Origin of the sequence: Thiocystis violacea, from assembly GCF_016583565.1 — a bacterium.
GTDB classification, from domain to species: Bacteria; Pseudomonadota; Gammaproteobacteria; order Chromatiales; family Chromatiaceae; genus Thiorhodococcus; species Thiorhodococcus violaceus_A.
Window position 1 is genome coordinate 65275 of the sequence record NZ_NRRF01000016.1, and the last position, 16511, is coordinate 81785.

A 16511-nucleotide genomic window follows, 5' to 3' on the forward strand; every position below is an offset into this window, starting at 1 on the left:
TCTGAACGCTGAGCGGGCCAAGCTCAGCGCTCCCGGATGGCCCCGATGATCCGGCTCGTCGAGCGCCCCGGCAGGAATCCCAGCACCCGCACCTCGCCACCGTTCGCCCGCACGCAGTCGGCGCCGGCAATCTGGTCGGGCTGGTAGTCGCCGCCCTTGACCAGGATGTCAGGCTTGACCGCGCAGATGAGCGACTCCGGCGTGTCCTCGCCGAAGGGACAGACCCAGTCGACCGATGCCAGCCCCGCAAGCACCGCCATACGCTGCTCGACACGGTTGATGGGGCGCCCCTCGCCCTTGAGCCGGCGCACCGAGGCATCGTCGTTCACGGCGACGATCAGCCGATCGCCCAGTCGCCGCGCCTGCTGCAGATAGGCGACATGGCCCTCGTGCAGGATGTCGAAGCAGCCGTTGGTCATGACCACCCGCTCGCCGGCCGCCCGCGCCGCGGCCACGGCGGCGACCAATGCCGCGCGGTCGAGGACCGGCTGCCATTCGACGCCCTGATAGGCCCGCTCCAGCTCGGCGGCCGTCACCGTGGCGGTCCCGAGCTTGCCGACCGCGAGGCCGGCGGCGCAATTGGCCAGGGCACAGGCCTCGGCCAGCTCCACGCCCGCGCCCAGGGCGGCGGCCAGGGTCGCGATCACGGTGTCGCCCGCGCCCGTCACGTCGAAGACCTCGCGCGCCTGAGTCGGCAGGTGCAGGGCATCCGCGTTCGCGCGCAGCAGCAGCATGCCACGCTCGCCCAGGGTCACCAGCAGGGCGTCGAGCCGCAGCCCGGCACGCAGGCGCTGGCCCTTTTCGACCAGCATCGCGTCGTCGTCGCAGACGCCGACGATCTCCTCCAGCTCGCCGCGGTTGGGGGTCAGCAGGGTGGCGCCCTGGTAGCGACGGAAGTCTCTCCCCTTGGGATCGACCAGCACGGGTTTGCCCTGAGCGCGCGCGGCCTGGATCAGGGGTTGCGGGTCCGCCAGGGTACCCTTGGCATAGTCCGAGAGCAGCAGCAGATGCGCGTCCGCAAGCGCGGCCTCGATCAGGCCGGGCATGGGATCCGCCTCCAGCGGCGCCAGAGACGCCTCGAAGTCGAGCCGGATGAGTTGCTGGTGGTGGCTCAGCACCCGCAGCTTGGTGATGGTCGGCACATCCGCCCGGCGGTGCAGCCGTGCCTCGATGCCCTGGGCGGCCAGCCGCGCGGCCAGGATGTCCGCCGCCTCGTCCGCGCCGGTCACGCCGGCCAGACTGGTTGTCACACCGAGCGCGGCCAAATTGAGCGCGACGTTGGCCGCCCCGCCGGGCCGGTCCTCCACCGCACCCACATGCACCACGGGCACCGGAGCCTCCGGCGAGATGCGACGGGTCGCCCCCGTCCAATAGCGGTCGAGCATGAGGTCGCCGGCCACCAGAACCCGGGCACGGCTGAAATCGGGAAAGGCGGTGGCGGGCATGTGGCTCAAGGTCGGCTCCGGTGATCCAGGCGCCGGCGCGCCCGGCGCAGCTCGATTCTACCGGATTCCGGGGCGCGCGGATCCGGGCGTACCCATCACCCCAGTGCCGAGCCTGGCAAGATGGGCGCGGCCACCCGGCGTCGAGACTAAACTTGCCTCACGAGCAGGTGACTTACCCCATACTAAGCGTCGGGTCTTGCGGGGAAGCGCATTGCGGGAATTCGCCTGAGGCGCGCGCTGGCTCGGCGGCCGCAGTCTCGAATGCGCCCATGGACGCGGAATGACCGCCAGCCGGTCAAGGAACCGCCATGAGCGCTCTCGCTCCCCTCCATCCCAACGCGGAGAACCCATCCTCCATGCCACAATTCACCAACGATGGCGCCAAATTCGGATTGGATACCATGCCGTATTTGGTCGGGATCGGCGCCTCGGCCGGGGGCCTCGAAGCCCTGGAACGGCTGTTCCGGGCGATGCCAGTCGATACCGGCATGGCCTTCGTGGTCATTCAGCACCTCTCCCCCGATTTCAAGAGCCTGATGGGCGAGCAACTGGAGCGCCACACGGCGATGCCGGTCATCCCGGTACTGGATCGTGTCACCATCCAGCCCAACACCGTCTATCTGTTGCTGCCCAAGATGGACATGGTGGTGGCTGGCCAGGAACTGGTCAGCACCGAACGCACCGGCGAACGCGTGCTCAGCCTGCCCATCAATTCCTTCTTCCACTCCCTGGCGGCCGAGTGGGGCGACAAGGCGATCGCCATCATCCTCTCCGGCACCGGCAGCGACGGGACCACCGGGGCCTTGGACGTACGCGCGGGAGGGGGACTGGTCATTGCCCAGAGCGAGGACTCCTCGCGCTTCAGCGGCATGCCGCATAGCGCCATTGCCTCCGGTGCCGTCGATGTCGTGCTGCCGCCCGAGCAAATGCCCGAGGTGCTCGCCGCCTATCAGAGCAACCCGATCAAGGAGTTCGAGCTGCCGGCCCAGCAGGAGGCACCGGATGAGGGCATACCGACCATCTTCTCCCGGCTGAAGCAAGCCTTCGACATCGATTTCAATTTCTACAAACCCCAGACCATCTCCCGCCGCATCGAGCGGCGCATCGCGCTGCATCCCGAGCACATCAGTGTCGAGGAATACAGCCGCCGGGTCATGACGGACCCGGCCGAGCTGAACCTGCTGTACAAGGACCTGCTGATCGGCGTCACCCGCTTCTTTCGCGACCCGGAGGCCTTCGAGTCGCTGGCCAGGAATGTCATCCCGGAGATCCTGGAGAAGCTCAATCCAGACGAGGAAGTCCGGATCTGGGACTGCGGCTGCTCCACTGGCGAGGAGGCCTATTCGATCGCCATCCTCTTCCTGGAGGCCATCGAATCCTTGCAGCGCAAGCAGCGGCTCAAGATCCTGGCCACGGACCTGCACCGGGAGTCCCTGCAGCAGGCGGCGGAAGGGATTTACGAGGCCGACCGACTCAGCGAGATGCCGGCCGTCTTGCGTGACAAGTATTTCATCGAGCAGGTGGATGGCACCTACAAGGTCACGGCCGATCTGCGCAAGGCGCTGATCTTCTCCGAGCACAATCTGTTGCGCGACCCGCCCTTCACCCGGATCGACCTGGTCAGTTGCCGCAATCTGATGATCTACCTGCAACCCCCCGGCCAAATGCGGGCATTGGCCTTCTTCCTGTTCTCGCTGAAGCTCAATGGCTTCCTGTTCCTGGGGCCCAGCGAGGGCCTGGGGGAGATGGCCAAGCAATTCCGCACCGTCGACCAGCACTGGAAGCTCTACGCCAAGCAGCGCGACGATCACCTGATCGCGGAGCTGCGCACGCCGCTGCCCTATGCGCCGTCCCGTGGCCTGCGCAGCCAGGGCAACCGGGATTTCCGTCTGGGGCGTGCCTACGATGCGCTGTTGGCCCGCTTCATTCCTGCGGGCATCCTGGTCAATGAGCAGAAGGAGGCCCTGCATGTCTTCGGCAACGCCTCGGACTATCTGAACCCGCCGTCTGGCCGGGTGACCAATGAGCTGTTCGCGATGGCCGATGGGCCGCTGCGTTCGGCGATGATGACGGCCCTGCGCAAGTCCGAGCAGACCAAGTCCGCGGTCACCATGAAAAGCATCCTGGTTCGCTGCGGCGACCGGGACGTCCTGCTCAATATCACCGTCGAACCCATACCGGAGAGCCAGGACAGCGAGCCCTTGTCCATGATCCTGCTCGAAGAGCAGACCGTGGAGGCCCGTGAAGCCGCGGTCGAGCTGACCTCGTCGTTGGGTCCGGTCGAGATCGACAACCTCTCGGCCTCGCAGATCCAGCATCTCGAGGTCGAACTGCAGCAGACCCGCGAATCCCTCCAGAGCACGGTCGAGGAGCTGGAGACCAGCAACGAGGAATTGCAGAGCACCAACGAGGAGTTGCTGGCCGCCAACGAGGAACTGCAGAGCACCAACGAGGAACTGCATTCGGTCAACGAGGAGCTCTACAGCGTCAACTCGGAGCACGAGCAGAAGATCCTCGAACTCAACACCGCCACCAGCAACCTCAACAACCTGATCGGCTCGACCGAGATCGCCACCATCTTTCTCGACGAATCCGGACAGATCCGTCTGTTCACCCCCAAGGCGATGGAGATCTTTCCGCTGGTCCCCCGCGACCTGGGCCGCAACCTGCGCGATTTTCAGCCGATCCTGCCGGACGAGAAACTCTTCAACGACATCGCGACCGTGCTGGCCGACAACAACCTCAGGGAAGAAACGGTCAGCGACGACGCCGGCAAAACCTATCTGCGGCGCATCACACCCTTCCGCGACGTCAACAAGCGGATCGCCGGCCTGACCCTGACCTACGTGGACATCAGCGAGATGAGCCGCATGCAGCGCTCGCTCGAAGCGTCCGAGGCGCGGATGCAACGTTATCTGAGCACCACGCAGACCCTGATGGTGGCGTTGGACCGCGACGGCCGGATCACCATGATCAACCGTGCCGGCTGCGACCTGCTGGGCTACAGCGAAGCGGAACTGCTTGGCCAGAATTGGTTCGAGATCTGCCTGCCTCCCGCCCTGGTCGAGACTGGCGTACTGCCGCTGTACCGACAGCTGATGGCCGGCGAAAGCGTGGCGGCGGAGCATTACGAAAGCCACGAAAGCCCCGTGGTCTGCCGCGACGGCAGCGAGCGCCTGATCGCCTGGCACACCGGCGTTCTCACCGACGATCAGGGCCGGATCACCGGCACCATCGCGTCCGGCGAAGACATTACCGAGCGCCAACGGGCGGAGGACGCGCTGCGGGCGAACGAGTCCTTCCAGTCCGCGATCATCAATAGCTCCAGCGATTGCATCCAGGTGCTGGACCTGCAGGGCCGGCTGGAATTCATGAGCCCCGGCGGGCAGCGGCTGCTGGACATCGAGGAGATCGACAGCTATCTCAACCGCTCATGGTTCGAGTTCTGGGAAGGGGCGGATCGCGACGCCGCGCGCGAAGCCGTCGCACAAGCCGCGCGGGGCGAGGTGGGTGGCTTTCAGGGCCATTCCCCAACCACGAAAGGGATCGCGAAATGGTGGCACGTCCTCATTACGCCGATCCAGGAAGCGGACGGCGCGATCACGAAGCTGCTGGCCATCTCCAGGGACATCACCGCCAGCAAAGCGGTCGAGGCCGAGCTGGAGCAGCACCGCCACCACCTCGATGACCTGGTCGAGCAACGCACGGCCGCGCTGCATCGGACCGAAGCCCTGACCAGCCATATCCTCGATTCCAGCGCCGACGGACTCTACGCTATCGACCCCGAGGGCCGGATCACCATGATCAACCCCGCTGCCTGCGATCTGCTGGGCTATCCCAAGGAGCAAGCCATCGGTCAGCGTGCCCATAAGTTGTTCCACCATAGCTGGCCCGACGGCTCGCCCTATCCGATCGATGCGTGCCCCAGCCATCAGGCCCTGAAGCTCGGGCGGGAGACCCGCAGCGACACTGAAGTGCTCTGGCATCGCGACGGCCACCCCATCCCGGTCCTGTTCGCCACTCACCCCATGGTGCAGGACGATCTCGTCACCGGCGCGGTCGTCAGCTTCGTCGACATCAGCGAGCAACGGGCCGCCGCCGCGGCCCGCGAGCGGGCACTGGCCGCCGCCGAGAATCTCGCCCACCTGCGCAGCGAGTTCCTCGCCAACATGAGCCATGAGATCCGCACCCCCATGAACGGCGTGCTGGGGTTCGCGGAAATCGGCCTGCGCAACTACCAGGACAGCGACAAGGCGCGCCATGCCTTCCAGCAGATCCAGGACACTGGCCAGCGCCTCCTGGGCGTGGTCAACGACATCCTCGACTTCTCCAAGATCGAGGCGGGCAAACTGACCATCGAGCAGGTTGCGTGCGACCTGTTCGGGATCTTCAGGCAGGCGATCGAGCTGACCAGGGAGCGGGCTGAACAAAAGGGCCTGCGGTTACGGATCAAGGTGACCAAGACGCTGCCCCGGTATTGTCTCGCCGATCCGCTGCGCCTCGGCCAGGTCCTGCTCAACCTGCTGACCAACGCCATCAAGTTCACCCACGCCGGCGACGTCCTGCTGTCCGCCGACCGGGAGGCGGACCAACTGGTGCTCAAGATCACCGACACCGGGATCGGCATGACCCCCGAGCAGCTCGCAAACCTGTTCCAGCCGTTCCAGCAAGCCGATGGCTCGACCACCCGCCGTTATGGCGGCACCGGCCTGGGTCTGGCGATCAGCCAGCGCCTCCTGAAATTGATGGACGGCAGCATCCTGATCGACAGTCAGCCCGGCCAGGGCACGACCTGCACGCTCCGGATTCCCTATGTCGCGGCCCCGGACCCGGCGCCCACGCCCTCTGCCGACCCCCAGCCCGCGCAGCCGCTGGCGGGGCTGAGGCTCCTGATCGCCGAGGATGAACCGATCAATCAACTGGTGCTGCAGGATAATCTGGAGGCCGCCGGCGCCCGAGTGGTGCTGACCAACAACGGCCAGGAGGCGGTCGACCGGATCGCCCAGGATGGCCCCAACGCCTACGACCTCGTCTTGATGGATATTCAGATGCCGGTACTGGACGGCTATGCCGCAACCCGCGAGATCCTGAAGCTCGCCCCCCGGCTGCCGATCATCGGCCAGACGGCCCACGCCATGGCCGAGGAACGTCAGCATTGCCTGGACGCCGGCATGGTCGAGCATATCGCCAAGCCGATCGACTTCGGATTGCTGATCCGGCACCTGCTGGAGCAGCTGAAAAGTCGGAAGAGCTGAGTAGTCGGAACCGCTGAGGGGGCCGGCCTGAAGACGCTGCCTATCGGAGTGTGGCGTGCTCGGTTCCGGGCGCGATCAGCATGATGGAGATGCAGCCGGTGATCCGGGGTGAAGCGATAGCGCGGTCAGGTGCTCGTTTATCCCAAAGTATTCATTGGGATTTGCAATGGATATCGGCGCCGAGGTCGCCGGCCATGCGCGCCCGCCAGTCCACCAGCGCCGGCTTCGGCGCATTCTTCAGCGCCAGCTTCCACCAATAGCCGAGCAGGTTGTCGCCATAGGAGATCGCCTTGCGGGGCAGAACCAGGGGGTGATCCTCCGCCGTCGCGGCGCCACGCAGACAGGTGGTCGCACTCAGATAGCCCACCTCGGCGGCGGCTTGGACGGTCTCGCGGTCGAAGCTGCCGAAGGGATAGCAGAGGTGCGCGACCGGCTCGCCGAGCATGTCTTCGAGCGCCGCCTTGCTGTCCTCAAGCTCGCGGCGCTTGGTCGGTGAATCGACCTCCCCGAGCTTGGCGTGATTGGCCGTGTGCGAGCCGACGGTGACGCCGACCGCCCGCATCTCGCGCAGACGCGCGCCGCTCATCAGGCTCGGGACGGGACGGCCCGGATCCTTGCCGAACCATTCGGCTCTGCGTCCGAGCCAACCGCTGATGGCATAGAGGGTCGCCGGAAAGCCGTGACGCCGAAGCACGGGCAGGGCGTAGTCGGCGAAGTTGTCATAGGCATCGTCGAAGGTCAGGACGACCGACTTCGGCGGCGTGGGCCGCTCGCCGGCGAGGCAGGCCAGGGCCTCCTCCAAACTGAGAACGCTATAGCCGAGTCGCGCGAGGAAACCCATCTGCGCGGCGAACCGGCGATGGTCGCAATAGTTCGCCCGATGCGCCTTCATGGGCGCGAACTCACCGACCTGGTGGTACATCAGGATAGAGATGCCGGACTTGGTCATCGGCGCCCCATCGGTCTACACACGCAGCGCACCCAGCAGACCCTTGAGTAAGTCCAGCGGCGACGGCGGACAGCCCGGGATCTTGACGTCGACCGGGATGACGTTCTCCACCGCCCCACAGCTCGCGTAGGAGACGCCGAATTCACCCCCGGTGCAGGCGCAAGACCCCGCCGCGATGACGAACTTCGGCGCGGGGGTCGCGCGCCAGGTGCGGCGCAGCGCCATCTCCATGTGGCGCGAAACCGGCCCGGTCACCAGCAGGGCATCCGCATGACGCGGCGAGGCGACGAAGCGGACGCCGAACCGCTCGACATCGTAGTAGGCATTGTTGAGCGCATGGATCTCCAGCTCGCAGGCGTTGCAGGAGCCGGCGTCGACCTGGCGGATGGCCAGGCTGCGCCCAAGGCGCGCCTCGATGGTTCGGCGCAGCTCGACGCCGATGCGCTCCAACTCCGCGTCCGCGAGGTCCGGGGGCGTCTCGGTAATGACGCCGGTTTTGAGGGACTGTTTGAGGATTCGAAACATCTATCTCCAAGCTCCGCGGCAAGCGGCTCAAGCGTCGGGAAACCAGTCCGGATTCAGGACCTCGTCGTCCATCGCCCAGCTCGTAGGATGGGCAAAGCCCGCAATCCTTGGCTGAGATTGGGCGCCGCCGCATGACGGGCGTGCCCATCCTCCCCGCTCGGCGCCTGGCAGGATGGGCACGTCCGCCAAGCCTCGCAGCAACACGCAAGCTACAAACCACGGACTTTGCCCATCCTACAGGTCTACAGATCCTCTCCCGAATAGGAGCCGTTGACGGATTTATTGCAGACCGGGAAGTCCGGGACGATGTTGCCCAGAATCAGCCGCTCCAGCGCGGGCCAGGTGAACCAGCTCGGATCACGCGGGAAATAGCGCGCGATGCGGCCATCAGCACCGAAGCGCACGAAGCAGAGGATCTCGCCCCGCCAACCGTCGATCGCACCCAGACCCATGGCGCCTTCTTCAGCCGGCGGCAGATCCACCGCAAGGGCGCCTCCGGGCAGCACCTTGAGCAGCCGATCCATCCAGCGCAGGCTGTTGCGGACCTCGGCCATCCGAACCGTCACTCTGGCGGCGACGTCCCCTTCGGTCATGAGGGGTGCGTCCATGGCCACGGCATCATAGGGCGCGTAGGGGGTGTCCCGGCGCAGGTCGAAGCCCTGCCCGCTGGCCTTGCCGACGTAACCGGTACAGCCGAGCTGGCGGGCGTCGGCCTCGGACAGAACCCCGGTGCTCATCAGCCGGTCGTCCAGCGAGGGGTGGTCCTCGACCACGTCGAAGACGGGCTCGATCGCGACCTTCATCTGGGCGTGGTCCCGCTGAAGCTCCTCGATCGCCTTGTCGGTCAGGTCGCACGCGACGCCGCCCGGAACGACGGCGTCCATCATCAGTCGATGCCCGAAGAGCGCCAGGCTACGCCGCTGCCACAGCTCGCGCAGGCGCGCGCACTGCACCTGGGCGAAGGCAAAGCCGACGTCGTTGCAGATGGCGCCGATGTCGCCCAGGTGATTGGCGATCCGCTCGCGCTCGGCCATGAGCCCGCGCAGCGCCAGGGCGCGCGGCGGAACGATGCAGTCCGTCGCCCGCTCCATGGCCTGACAGGCCGCCCAGGCGTGGGCGACGCTGGAGTCACCGGACAGGCGCCCGGCGAGCCGCGCCAGAGCCGCCGGGTCACGGCCGACCGCGAGCTTCTCGATGCCCTTGTGGACGTAGCCGAGCCGTTCCTCGAGCTGGAGGACATCTTCCCCCATGGCGTGGAAACGAAAGTGGCCCGGCTCGATGATGCCGGCGTGCACCGGGCCCACCGGGATCTCGTAGACACCCGTCCCCTGGACGCGGGTGAAGGCATAGTCGGCATCCGCTGGGGTGCGGCCCGGTGTCTCCCCCGCGCGCGGGAAATCGCTGCGCAGCGGAAAGCGGTCCTCAGGCCAGGCCTGGTGCCGGGTCCAGCGACGCCCATCCGGCTGTCCGGTCAGCTCCAGGCCGGTCAAGTCATGCGCGTGCCGCTCCAGCCGAGCAACGCCGGGGTAGCTCGTCGCCTGGGAGGCGAGGAGCGGCCGGCTCATGGGCACCTCGGTCTGCAGCACCAGATAGTCCCCGCCATACTCCAGGCAGGCCTGTACCCGGATGCACGGCCCCTCCTCGGTCGACGCGGCATCGTCCAGACAATCCGCCCAGAGCCCGGCGTGCCTCAGCCCCATCCCAGCCGCAACCTTGGCCGCCGGTGCCCAGTCCTCCGGGTCCAGCTCCAGCCGATGGGCCGGGGGCAGCGCCAGGGCGTCGCCATGCTGGGCGATGACGTGCTCGTCCTCAAGGCGGGCCAGATACTCCGACAGCCAGTCGAATCGGCGGATCCGCTCAGCGCCGGTCATAGCAGATGACTCCCCGTGATGAGCTGGGTCGCGCTATCCAGCCAGGCGGCGAGGAAGCTCGGGATCGCCAGCCCCAGCCAGAGCACCAGGCCCAGATGCAGCAGCACCGGCAGCATGTTGGCCTGGACCGGCTGCTGCCCCTCGGGCGCCGTGCCATAGACCATCGGATGCAGATGCCTGAAGAGTCCCGCGAAGGCGACCACCAGACCGCTCAGGAGCACGACGGTGAGCCAGGGGTAGGACTGCATGGTCGCGGTCAGCAGCAGGAACTCGCTGGTGAAGACGCCGAAGGGCGGGAAGCCGGCGATGGCGGTGACGCCGATCAGCAATGACCAGCCCACCGCCGGCTGGGTGCGGATCAGCCCGCGGATGCGGTCGATCGCCTGAGTGCCGGCGATGTGGGTCGCGTGGCCGACGGTGACGAAGATGGCCGACTTGGTCAGCGAATGCACCAGCATGTGCAGCAGGGCGCCGAAGGTCGCGAGCGGCCCGCCCAGCCCGAAGGCGAAGGTCATGAGCCCCATGTGCTCGATGGACGAATAGCTGAACATCCGCTTGATGTCGCGCTGGCGGTGCAGAAAGAGTCCGGCGACCACAAAGGACACCAGCCCGAAGCCCATCAGCAGGCTGCCCGCCAGGTGCGGTGTCGCGGTCTCGGCGAGGGAGCCGTCGACCAGCATCTTCAACCGCACCACCGCATAGAGGGCGACGTTGAGCAGCAGCCCGGAGAGCACCGCCGACATCGGCGTCGGACCCTCCGAGTGCGCATCCGGCAGCCATTGGTGCATGGGCACCAGCCCGACCTTGGTGCCGTAGCCCACCAGCAGGAAGACGAAGGCGATGCGCATGACCGTGGGATCCAGGGCATGGGCGTTCGCGTAGAGCACGCTCCAGGTCAGGCCAGCGTCCGGGTCCTGCACCACATGCTGAGACGCAAAGTAGGTCAGCACCGTGCCGAACAGGGCCAGGGCGATGCCGACACCGCAGAGGATGAAGTACTTCCAGGCCGCTTCCACCGCCTCCGGCGTGCGGTAGAGCGAGACCAGCAGCACGGTCGCCAGCGTTGCACCCTCGACCGCGACCCAGAGCACGCCCAGGTTGTCGGTCGTCAGCGCCACCAGCATGGTCAGCATGAATGCCTGATACATGCCGTGATAGATCCGCAGACTGCCGGTGCTGATCCGGCCCGAGGCGCAGACGTGGCGCATGTAGGGTCGGGAGAAAATCGACGTGGTCATACCCACGAAGGCCGTGAGCACGACCAGATAGACGTTGAAGGCGTCCACCCGAAAGCCCGCGCCCTCAAGAGATCCCTGCAAACCCACCGAGAGCGCCAACCAGATCGCCCCCCCAAAGGTCAGCGCGGACACCCCCAGATTCAGCCACCCGGCCGGCCCGGGCGCGCGCGTCAGAATCAGCGCGACGCCCCCGATCAGGGGCGCAAGCAGCGTCAGCATGAGCGCGCTCATCCGGGGAGCGCCCCCCGCGTAGGATGGGCAAAGCCCGCGCTCCAAGCGTTCGAGCGAGCCTCGCGGCCTGCCGGGCGTGCCCATCCTGCCCGCTCCGGCGCCTGAACGATGGGCACGCCCGACATCGCTTGGCGGCTCGATTGCAACCGCATATCACGGGCTTTGCCCATCCTACGACGCTCCCTCGACTTCATTGGTCTCCGTCAACCGATTGAGCCGGTCCACATCCAGGGAGTCGATGCTCTCGCGGATCTGGAAGAAGAAGACACCGAACAGCACCATGGCGACCAGCACGTCGAAGGCGACGCCCAGCTCGACCACCAGCGGCATGCCGGCGGTCGCCGAGACGGCGGCGAGAAAGAGCCCGTTCTCCATCGACATGAAGCCCAGCACCTGGGCCACCGCCTGCTGGCGAAAGACCATCATCAGCAGCCCGATCAGCACCACCGCCAGACTCACGGCGATGATGTTGCGCGTGAAGGCCAGCCCCTGCGCGACCATGGGCACCACCACCCAGTAGCTGAAGATGACCAGCACCACGGCCGCCATGATGACCAGCGCCGGTCGCGTCAGCGTCTCCGTGTGGCGCGCCAGACCGAGCCGGCGCGTGAGCCGGTGCAGCATCCAGGGGATCAGCAGCGCCTTGAGCCCAAACGTCAGCAAGGCGGAGAAATAGAGGTGCGAGGCATCTCCGGCCATGGCGACGGTCAGGGTCACGGCCGCGACCAGCCCCCCCTGCCAGGCGAAGACATGGATGGCGGCAACCAGGCGCGGCTGGGCCAGCAGCACGAAGGAGAGAAAGAGCGCCAGCGCCGCGAGCAGGAGCACGAACTGCTGGAGCAGGGTCATGGCCGTGAGGCTCATGCGCCCACCTCCAGGATCACATGGCTCAAGAGCCCCAGAAGCCCCAGCAGCAGCGCCAGATTGAGGAAGGCCGGCACCCGAAAAAGCCGCATCTTCGCCAGCACCGTCTCACCCACCGCCAGGGCCGCGCCCAGCACACCCAGCTTGACGACGACCGCTGCCAGCCCGATCCCGAGCGCCAGCGGACCAAAGGCCGCCCCGATGCCCCAGGGGAAGAAGAGGTTTGCGACCAACACGCCATAGAGCAGCAGCTTGATCTGCGCCGCCCACTCCATGAGCGCCAGATGGCGGCCGGTGTACTCCAGGATCATGGCCTCGTGGATCATGGTCAGTTCAAGATGGGTCGAGGGGTTGTCGACCGGGATGCGTCCGCACTCCGCCAGCGCGACCAGGATGAGCGCCCCGAAGGCGAACAGATAGGAAGGCCGCAGCACGAAGCCGTCCGCCAGATGGTGCTCCATGACGCTCACCAGACTGGTGCTGTGCGCGGTCATGGCCAGGGTGAAGACCGCCATCAGCATCGCCGGCTCGGCCAGCGCCGAGACCATCATCTCGCGCGAGGCGCCCATGCCACCGAAGGCCGTCCCCACGTCCATGCCGGCCAGTGCGAGAAAGAAACGCGCCAGCGCCAGCAGCCCGACCAGGACGATGATGTCCGCAATCCGCGCCGTCGGCAGATCCAGCGCGATCAGCGGCACGGTGGCCGCCGCCAGCCAGGTCGCGACGAAGACGATATAGGGCGCGATGCGAAACAGTGGCGAGGCCGTATGCGCCACCCGCGTCTCCTTGAACAGCAGCTTGCGCAGGTCAGAGTAAGGCTGAAGGACGGGGGCGCCACGACGGTTCTGCAGCCGCGCCTTCACCTTGCGCACCCAGCCGACCAGCAGCGGCGCGAGGGCCGCGCAGAGCAGCGCCTGCAGCAGGGCGATGAGCCAGGCGCTGATCATGGCTGCCGTCCTTTCCCCGGCCCCCGAGGCTGGGCGCGTCGTGGGAGCGGCGCCCCGCCGCGACGAGCCCCGCGCCCCTGGTCGCGGCGAGGCGCCGCTCCCACCATGCGCCAGGCGCAGGAGCGGGCAGCCGGCATTCCCACGCAGACGCCTGGAAGCCGCATCGGCAAGCCTCTCGAATCCACGCTCATGCGCCTGAGATGATCCATAGCAGCACCAGGAGCGTCGCCAGGGTCCACCCCAGATAGACCCGCACATTGCCCGACTGCAGCCGCACCACCCGCCGCGAGGCCGACTCCACCCCCCGCGCCACGGGGGCATAGACCAACCCCCAGAGCCGGTCGGTCAACCGAAGCCGATAGCGTTGCACACCATCCTCCCCAGTCGTGCGGTCCTCCTCGATCTCGAACAGCAGCCCGAACACCCGACGCACCGGCTGCGCAAAGGCGGTGGCGGTGTACTGCATCCGCGGCGTCGGCGCGGCGAATCCGCAGTCCCAGGGGTCGCAGCGGCGAACGCCACGGACCGTCCGCCGCTTGAACCACCAGATGGCCAGACCGGCGATCAGCGCCAGCGCCAGGATACTGAGCGGCGCGCTGTAGCTCGCCGTCTCGGCCGAGATCGGCGTCAGCCAGAGCCAGCCGCTAGCGCCGGCCTGTGGCATGCCCGTCCCGAGCAGCTCCGTGGCGACAGGGTCGATCAGATGGATGACCTGCGTCGGCAGCACCCCGAGCAGCACGCAGAGCAGCGCCAGCACGCCCTGCCCAGCCCGCATCCCGAACGGCACCACGCGCGCGCGGCGCACATGCCGGCTACGCGCCTGCCCGAGGAAGGCCACGCCGTAGACCTTGACGAAGGTCGCCGCGACCAGGGCGCCCGTCAGCGCCAGCACGGCCGAGGCGATGGGGATCAGACTGCGCAGCACGCCGCTCTCCAGCTGCCACGCCTGGAGCGCCGCCTGGAAGGTCAGCCACTCGGAGACGAAGCCGTTGAAGGGCGGCAGGGCCGAGATCGACAGGCAGCCGATCAGGAAGAAATACCCGGTCCAGGGCATGCGGCGCAGCAGTCCGCCCATCTGCTCCAGGTCGCGCTCGTGCGTGCTGTGCAGGATGGCGCCGGCGCCCAGGAAGAGCAGCCCCTTGAAGAGCGCGTGGTTGATGACGTGATAGAGGGCCGCAACCAGGGCCAGCGCCGCCAGCATGCTGTGCTCCGTCGCCTGGAACAGCAGCGCCAGCCCAAGCGCGATGAAGATGATCCCCAGATTCTCGACCGACGAATAGGCGAGCAGCCGCTTCAGGTCCGTCTGCATCAGCGCGAAGAGCACGCCCATGAGCGCCGAGACGCTGCCGACGGCGAGCAGGACCACGCCCCAAAACCATTGCACCTCGCCGTTGAGATCCAGCACCACGCGGATGAAGCCATAGACCGCCACCTTGAGCATGACGCCCGACATCAGCGCCGAGATGTGCGAGGGCGCGACCGGATGCGCCTCCGGCAGCCAGGCGTGCATGGGCACCAAGCCCGCCTTCATCCCGAAACCGACGAAGGCCAGCGCGAAGGCGACGCTCGCCCAGCCCGGCGAGAGCGTCGCCGCGCGCATGGCATCGAAGTCGAAACCGCCGCCGAAGGCCGCCAGCACGCCGAAGCCGAGCAGGATGGTCAGCCCGCCGATATGGGCCATCAGCAGATAGAGAAAGGCCGCGCGCCGGTTGGCCGCGTTCTCGTGCTGGAAGGCGACCAGGAAGTAGGAGGACAGGGACATCAGCTCCCAGGCCACCATGAACAGGAAGGCGTCGTCCGCCAGCACCACCAGCAGCATGCCGACGAGGAAGAGCCCGGTGAAGCCGCCGAGCGCCACCAGCGAGTCACGTCCGTACTCGAAGCTGCGGACATAGGCGGGACCGTAGAGCCCGAGCACGCTGGTGACCAGACCGATCACCATCAGGAATAGACCGGACAGCGCGTCCAGCCGCACATGCCAGGGCATCCAGGGCAGCCCGAGCGGCAGGGTCGCGGAGACGCTGCCGCCCTGGGTCAGGGCGAGCACGCCGGCACCGAGCGCCGCCAGACCGCAGAGACCGACCAGGGGCATCGCCAACAGCCGCAGGACGCGCGGCTGACGTCCGGCGAGCAGTGAGATCGCGGACGACCCCAACCCCAGCACGACGGCCAGGAAGGCCAGCGATAGAGCCGGACTCGCGCTCATACCCCCGAACCCTCGGACGGCGGCTGAGTCTTGAAACGCACACCGCGGCCGCTGCCCGTGCTGGCCGCGCCCTCCCCGATCAGCTCCACGCCGGCGCGATCGAAGGCCTCGACGACCTTGACCAGGGACTCGACGTTGCCGCGCACCTGACCGTCGCTCGCCTCCATCCGCTGAATGGTCGGCAGCGAGAGACCGGCCGCCTCCGCCAGCCGGCGCTGGTCCATGCCCAGCAAGGCGCGCGCGGCCCGGACCTGAGCGGCAGTGATCATGTCTGAGACATCATGAGTGATGGCATAGACGTTATCTTAGATAGCTGAGCGGGTAGAAGGCAAGTTCGGGGCGAGACGGATGTTTCGTCAGAATAAAGTCGCGAAACGAATCATAAAGTCCCGAAAATCGGTCCTTCTCGCCGAAATAAAGATGCGAAAACGCCTAGCGTCAAAGTAGAAATTGCTCTAGCACTTGAACACACTCTGAAAAGAAAACCGATTCAAAAGTGTTTTGCGCAAAAGCCCCGATAGCTAGGCTGCACTCCTCGCTCGGCGACGCAAGAGCCCCAGTAGCGGGCAGGGAGGGTTCGTCGGCACGCGTCCGCAGCAGCCAGGACAGCGGACGCTGCTCCGTGTTAAGAGTTGCATCGACTGTTACCGGGGCTCTCAACCCTGAGCCGCCAATTGCCCCTCTCAATGCCGGGGTTTAAGATCAAGCCGTGTCCGCCGGTCCCATCAGCAGAGCATCGACAAGGCACCGATCGGAGACCACGTTTCTGTCTAGTGCAACAGAGTGGAAATCCCGAGACTGTTTAATCATTCATGCTGCGAGCGGCTTTCCCTCATAGGTCCAGCGGAAGGGTTTGGCCAACGTGCGATTGAAGAAGTCGATGAAATCGCTGATGCGTTTCTGAAGGTCGTCGATGGAGGTGAAGTTGCCACGGCGCAGGACTTTGCGCGCCAGGATCGAGAACCACATCTCGATCTGAT

General features: G+C 66.6%; 10 protein-coding genes. 1 reads left to right on the forward strand and 9 read right to left on the reverse strand.

What is annotated here, in order from left to right; genetic code table 11:
- Positions 1–23 precede the first annotated feature (23 nt).
- Positions 24–1445, reverse strand: a complete 1422-nt coding sequence (gene hldE / locus CKO23_RS09220; protein WP_200330309.1) for a bifunctional D-glycero-beta-D-manno-heptose-7-phosphate kinase/D-glycero-beta-D-manno-heptose 1-phosphate adenylyltransferase HldE — start codon at positions 1443–1445, stop codon at positions 24–26.
- 356 nt (positions 1446–1801) lie between these two features.
- Between hldE and CKO23_RS09225 the strand changes: the two genes are divergently transcribed.
- Positions 1802–6700 (forward strand): chemotaxis protein CheB, encoded by a 4899-nt coding sequence (locus CKO23_RS09225; RefSeq protein ID WP_200330280.1) that lies wholly within the window; start codon positions 1802–1804, stop codon positions 6698–6700.
- 151 nt (positions 6701–6851) lie between these two features.
- Here CKO23_RS09225 and CKO23_RS09230 read toward each other — a convergent pair whose 3' ends face one another.
- The 8 genes from CKO23_RS09230 to CKO23_RS09265 form a co-directional block, all read right to left on the reverse strand.
- Positions 6852–7649, reverse strand: a complete 798-nt coding sequence (locus CKO23_RS09230; RefSeq protein ID WP_200330282.1) for a polysaccharide deacetylase family protein — start codon at positions 7647–7649, stop codon at positions 6852–6854.
- 15 nt (positions 7650–7664) lie between these two features.
- Positions 7665–8174, reverse strand: a complete 510-nt coding sequence (locus CKO23_RS09235; protein ID WP_200330284.1) for an NADH-quinone oxidoreductase subunit B family protein — start codon at positions 8172–8174, stop codon at positions 7665–7667.
- A 242-nt stretch (positions 8175–8416) separates the two neighbouring features.
- Positions 8417–10045: a hydrogenase large subunit gene (locus CKO23_RS09240; RefSeq protein WP_207168487.1), complete on the reverse strand. Its 1629-nt coding sequence runs from the start codon at positions 10043–10045 to the stop codon at positions 8417–8419.
- On the reverse strand, positions 10042–11514 hold the full coding sequence (locus CKO23_RS09245; RefSeq protein WP_200330286.1) for a hydrogenase 4 subunit F: 1473 nt from the start codon (positions 11512–11514) through the stop codon (positions 10042–10044). Before CKO23_RS09245 ends, CKO23_RS09240 begins: the two co-directional genes overlap by 4 nt.
- A gap of 171 nt (positions 11515–11685) precedes the next feature.
- A complete protein-coding gene (locus CKO23_RS09250; protein WP_200330288.1) occupies positions 11686–12378 on the reverse strand; it encodes a formate hydrogenlyase in 693 nt (230 codons plus the stop codon).
- On the reverse strand, positions 12375–13325 hold the full coding sequence (locus CKO23_RS09255) for a respiratory chain complex I subunit 1 family protein (RefSeq protein WP_200330289.1): 951 nt from the start codon (positions 13323–13325) through the stop codon (positions 12375–12377). The genes CKO23_RS09250 and CKO23_RS09255 overlap by 4 nt, the downstream gene beginning before the upstream one ends.
- A 187-nt stretch (positions 13326–13512) precedes the next feature.
- Positions 13513–15531 carry a hydrogenase 4 subunit B gene (hyfB, locus tag CKO23_RS09260; RefSeq protein ID WP_200330291.1) on the reverse strand — a complete coding sequence of 673 codons (2019 nt, stop codon included), beginning with the start codon at positions 15529–15531 and terminating at the stop codon, positions 13513–13515.
- Entirely contained in the window at positions 15528–15800 is a 273-nt protein-coding gene (locus CKO23_RS09265) for a helix-turn-helix domain-containing protein (RefSeq protein ID WP_200330293.1), read from the reverse strand. Before CKO23_RS09265 ends, hyfB begins: the two co-directional genes overlap by 4 nt.
- Positions 15801–16511 lie beyond the last annotated feature (711 nt).